Here is a 1,588-nt window from a genome sequence, read left to right on the forward strand (position 1 = left end):
GTGCCACCGCTTTCGCGAGCAAGCCCGCTCCTACAGGATATTTCAGGGTGGATCAGGCGCCGGCGATCAACTCCCGCGCTGCCTGGCTGTGATCAGCAATCAACCCCTTCAGGTCCAACCCCTCGATCTGCCCGTCGATGACCCGCCACTGCCCTGCGACCAACACCCGGTCCGCCCGGTCCGCGCCGCACAGCAGCAGGGCCGAGACCGGATCGTGACTGCCGGAGAAGCGCAGTTCGTCGAGCTTGAACAACGCCAAGTCAGCCTGCTTGCCCACCGCCAGCTCACCGATATCGCTGCGCCCCAGCAGTTGTGCCGAGCCGCGCGTCGCCCAGCCCAACACGCGTTGCGGGGTGATCGCCTGCGCGCCATAACGCAGGCGCTGGATGTACAACGCCTGGCGGGTTTCCAGGATCATGTTCGACGCATCGTTGGACGCCGAGCCGTCTACGCCCAGGCCCACCGGAGCGCCGGCGGCGCTGAGTTCCAGGGTCGGGCAGATGCCCGAGGCCAGGCGCATGTTGGAGCTCGGGCAATGGCAGATGCCGGTGCCGGCGGCGCCGAGACGGGTGATTTCCTCAGGATTGAAATGAATGCCGTGGGCCAGCCAGGTGCGCGGGCCGAGCCAGCCGACGCTGTCCAGGTAGTCCACGGTGCGCAGGCCGAAGCGTTGCAGGCAGAAGTCCTCTTCGTCGAGGGTTTCGGCCAGGTGAGTGTGCAGGCGCACGTCGAGTTTCTCCGCCAGCTCGGCGCTGGCGCGCATGATTTCGGGCGTGACCGAAAACGGTGAACAAGGCGCCAGGGCAATCTGGATTTGCGCACCGTCGCCGCGCTCATGGTATTGGCTGATCAACCGCAGGCTGTCCTCGAGAATCACGTGGCCCTGCTGCACGGTCTGTTGTGGCGGCAAGCCACCGTCGGCCTCGCCCAGGCTCATGGAGCCGCGGGTCAGCATCGCGCGCATGCCCAGCTCACGGACACTTTGCACCTGCACATCGATGGCATTTTCCAGGCCCTCGGGAAACAGATAGTGGTGATCGGCAGCGGTGGTGCAGCCAGAAAGCAACAGTTCGGCCAGCGCCACTTTGCTCGCCAGGGCGAGCTTTTCCGGCGTCAACCGCGCCCATACCGGGTAGAGGGTTTTCAGCCACGGGAACAGGGGCTGGTTCACCACCGGCGCCCAGGCGCGAGTCAGGGTCTGGTAGAAATGATGATGGGTGTTGATCAGCCCCGGCAGGATCACATGTTCGCCTGCGTCGAAGACCGTGTCACAGGGCTGGGTGGGTTGTTGGCCGGCGCTCAGCAATTCGACGATCACGCCGTTTTGCAGGACAAGACCGCCACGGGCATCGAGGTTGTTGGCGGTGAAGATGGCGAGGGGACTTTTTAACCAGGTACGGGTCGCAGGCATGGTGGCCGGCTCCTCTGAAAGTGGGTTCAGGTTAGCCAGCTCAGTGATGCCCTGTCTGCTGATCCAGGGTCGCCCGTTGGGTAGGGCGAGGTGCTGAGTTTACTCAGGTTGCCTGGCACATTTCCAGAGTTCGCTGAGGCTCAAATATGGGGGCGAGCCTGCTCGCGATAGCGGTGT

General features: G+C 64.2%; 1 protein-coding gene. It reads right to left on the reverse strand.

Annotated elements, in window-relative coordinates; translation table 11 throughout:
• Positions 1 to 52: 52 nt before the first annotated feature.
• Positions 53 to 1,411, reverse strand: a complete 1,359-nt coding sequence (locus HU811_RS26870) for an 8-oxoguanine deaminase (RefSeq protein WP_186659137.1) — start codon at positions 1,409 to 1,411, stop codon at positions 53 to 55.
• Positions 1,412 to 1,588 lie beyond the last annotated feature (177 nt).

Origin of the sequence: Pseudomonas tehranensis, from assembly GCF_014268615.1 — a bacterium.
Lineage (GTDB): Bacteria > Pseudomonadota > Gammaproteobacteria > Pseudomonadales > Pseudomonadaceae > Aquipseudomonas > Aquipseudomonas tehranensis.